Origin of the sequence: Stenotrophomonas sp. NPDC077659 (assembly GCF_050268705.1) — a bacterium.
Lineage (GTDB): Bacteria > Pseudomonadota > Gammaproteobacteria > Xanthomonadales > Xanthomonadaceae > Stenotrophomonas.
In genome coordinates this window covers 1-3,509 of the sequence record NZ_JBNNHG010000231.1, presented here as the reverse complement: position 1 = coordinate 3,509, position 3,509 = coordinate 1, and the positions used below count along the sequence as shown (strand labels likewise).

Sequence of the window (3,509 nt, the reverse complement as noted above, 5' to 3'; positions counted from 1 at the left end):
CCCCCTGGGTGATGGACGAGCTGCGCCTGTTCAGGCTGCAGGCCGAAGTGCTGGATTTCAACGAAGGCACGGCCCGCTGCGCCGTCTACAAGCGCGGCGCCCTGCACGACCTGCGTCGCTTCGCCCGGGTACGCACCCAGCTGCCCTGAACGGCCAGGGAGAGGAGGGGTAGAGTCGACTGTCAGTCGACTATCGCGCGCAGCGCGGGATTTTCCGCAGTTTTTCGGAGAGCAGTCGACTGACAGTCGACTCTACCGCAGCGGCCTTCGATCAGGGAGAATCGGTACGGTCCCTTCCAGCCGACGGGACGTCCTGACAACCCGCCGACTGGAGAGAGCGCGCGTGGAAGCAACCGTACATTTCATCAACAGCATCATCTGGAGCAAGGCCCTCATCGCCGTGTGCCTGGGCGCCGGCCTGTTCTTCAGCCTGCGCACCCGCTTCATGCAGCTCCGCGGCTTCTTCGAGATGTGCCGCCTCACCGTCAGGGGCGAGAAGTCCGACGCCGGCGTGTCCTCCTTCCAGGCCCTGGCCATGTCCATGGCCGGCCGCATGGGCATCGGCAACATCGCCGGCGTGGCCACCGCCATCGCCTTCGGTGGCCCCGGCGCCATCTTCTGGATGTGGGTGATGGGCTTCTTCGGCGCGTCCACCTCGTACGTGGAATGCACCCTGGCGCAGATCTACAAGACCAAGGATGCCGATGGTCGCTACCGCGGTGGCCCGGCGTACTACATCGAAAAGGCCATGGGCCTGAAGTGGTATGCGCTGGCCTTCGCCATCGCCACGATCATCGCTGCCGGTTTCCTGATGCCGGGCGTGCAGGCCAACGCCATCGCTGACAGCGTCATCAACGCCTGCCGCGGCACCGCCGTGTGTGGCCCGTTGGACGGCCAGATGCTGGGCATGAGTTCGGTCGAGGCGCTGAAGCTGGGCATCGGCATCGTCGTGGCCCTGCTGCTGGGCGTGGTCATCTTCGGTGGCGTCAAGCGCATCGCCAACTTCGCCGAAGTGGTGGTGCCGTTCATGGCTGCCGCCTTCATCCTGATGGCCATCGTCATCATGATCATCAACTACGACCGCGTGCCGGAAATGTTCGGCATCATCTTCGACAGCGCGTTCGGTACCCATGCCGCGTTCGGCGCGATGATGGGCCTGGCGGTGGAGTGGGGCATCAAGCGCGGCATCTACGCCAACGAAGCCGGCCAGGGCTCGGGCCCGCACGCGGCTGCGGCGTCGGAGGTCTCACACCCGGCCAAGCAGGGCTATGTGCAGGCCTTCGCCATCTACTTTGACACCATGATGGTGTGCACCGCCACTGCGTTCCTGATCCTGGCCAGCGGTACCTACAACGTGTACTCGCCTGCGGGCGCCAGCGCGCCTCCGATTTTCCAGGGGCTGGCCGGTATTCCGGAAGGCGCCGGCTATGCGCAGGCCGGCGTGGAAGCGGTGCTGCCGGGCTGGGGCGCGGCGTTCGTCTCGATCGCCATCTTCTTCTTCGCCTTCACCACCATCATGGCCTATTACTACATGGCCGAAACCAACCTGACCTACGTCAACCAGAACAAGAAGCGCCCGCTGACCGTGCTGGTGCTGCGCCTGGGCATCATCGCCATGGTCGTGTTCGGTGCCTTCCACAATGCGACCCTGGCCTGGGCGCTGGGTGACATCGGCGTGGGCCTGATGGCCTGGCTGAACATCATCGCCATCCTCATCATCCAGAAGCCGGCGATGCTGGCCCTGCGTGACTACGAACGACAGAAAAAGCTGGGCCTGGATCCGACGTTCGACCCTGATGCCCTGGGCATCAAGAACGCCGACTTCTGGCGCCAGCGCAAGCAGGAGAGTGTGTAAGTGAACAACCCTTGGAACAACCGCCGTCCATCCGCCCGTCCGCCGCGCGCAACGCCGTTGCCGCGTGCGGAGGTGCCGGCCACCGGCGGTGGCGGTAGCGGCCGCGGCGGCAATGATGAGCTGCGCCTGTTCGGCCTGAACGCCGTGCGGGCCGCCTTCGAAGCGCGCCCGCAGGCGCTGCGCAAGCTGTACCTGCTGGAGGCGCGTATTCCGCGCCTGCAGCCGCTGCTGAAATGGTGCGTGGCCAACCGCGTGGGCTACCGCGTGGTCGAAGACGGCGACCTCAACAAGCTGGCCGGCACCACCCACCACGAAGGCGTGGTGGCCGACGTGCTGCGTGCGCCGGTGCTGCCGCTGGCGCAGTGGCTGCAGCAGGTGGGTGATGGCCCGGCGCTGGCGCTGTGGCTGGACGGCGTGGGCAACCCGCACAACCTGGGCGCGATCCTGCGCTCGGCCGCGCACTTCGGTGCCAAGGCGCTGCTGTTGCCGGCCGGTAGCACGCTGGCCCTGTCCGGTGCCGCCGCACGGGTGGCCGAAGGTGGCGCCGAGGCGCTGCCGCTGGTGCAGCTGCCTGATGACGCGATTGCCATGGCGCAGCTGCGTGCGGCGGGCTTTGGCCTGGCCGCGACCCTGGTCGAGGGCGGCCAGGACGTGTTCCGTGCCGAACTGCCGGCACGCCTGGTGTACGTAATGGGCGCCGAAGGCGAGGGCATGGACCGCGCGCTGGCCAGCCAGTGCGACCTGCAGGTCTCCATTCCCGGCAGTGGCGCAGTGGAAAGCCTCAACGTCGCTTCCGCAACGGCAGTGCTGCTCGCGCAGTGGGCCAGCCGCCGCGGCTGACCGCCTGATGGGGGCGGATCCCTGACCCCAGCCCACAGGCGTGCAGTTGCTAAGTGTTCTTTGCAGGCCGCAAAGAACATTGATGATTTGAAACTTTCCTCATTGGCTCGCCATTTCCGGCAACGCAGGGTGGAACTCCATCCCTCGTTGTCCCCGGAGTGGCCGTCATGTTCCAACCGCAACGCACCCTGCTCGTTTCCCTTCTGCTGTCTGGCCTGTGCGCCGGCAGCAGCGCGGCTGCCGCTGAACGCAGCCTGGAAGGCGTCAATTTCATGGGGCCGCTGATCACCCCCAATCCCGCCGGCCTGCCGCAGGGCCACTGGTTCATCGAACCCTACCTGGTGCGCGTGGACAGCAACGCGCATTACGACGCCCAGGGTGAGCGCCGGCGCAGCGCGCAGGACAGTGGCGCATGGGCGGTGGTCATGCCGGCCATGTACGGTTTCAGTGACCGCCTGATGGGGCAGATCACCCTCAGCGCGTCACGCGCCGAATCGGGCAGCGAACGCAGTACGGATTTCCGTGCAGGCGATACCACTGCCCGCCTGCAGTACCTGCTGCAGGCGCCCAGCGCCGATGGCGCCCGCCCATCCATCTCACTGGCGCTGTCGCAGCGCTTCACCACCGGCACCCACGACCGCATCAGTGGCAATCCGCTCAATGCCCAGGGCGATGGCGTGCAGCGCACTACCGTCGCCCTGGGCGTGCAGCAGGTGCTGTGGATGCCGAACGGCCGTCCGCTGCGCTGGCGTGGGCAGTTGATGGCCGGGCCTGCACCTGCGCGCACCGCACTGTCCGGTGCCAGCGTCTATGGC

General features: G+C 66.8%; 3 protein-coding genes and 1 pseudogene. All 4 read left to right on the top strand.

The genetic code is table 11. The features are described from left to right. A pseudogene (locus tag ACQKDV_RS18835) lies at window positions 1-149 on the top strand (GNAT family N-acetyltransferase); the annotation flags it as partial. Between the two features lie 193 nt (window positions 150-342). Then, complete coding sequence (locus ACQKDV_RS18830; RefSeq protein ID WP_427785764.1) at window positions 343-1,854, top strand: alanine/glycine:cation symporter family protein; 1,512 nt, start codon at window positions 343-345, stop codon at window positions 1,852-1,854. After that, a complete protein-coding gene (locus ACQKDV_RS18825; RefSeq protein WP_427785763.1) occupies window positions 1,855-2,694 on the top strand; it encodes a TrmH family RNA methyltransferase in 840 nt (279 codons plus the stop codon). A gap of 167 nt (window positions 2,695-2,861) precedes the next feature. Continuing rightward, window positions 2,862-3,509: hypothetical protein (locus ACQKDV_RS18820; protein WP_427785762.1), on the top strand; the 648-nt coding region annotated here is incomplete at its 3' end.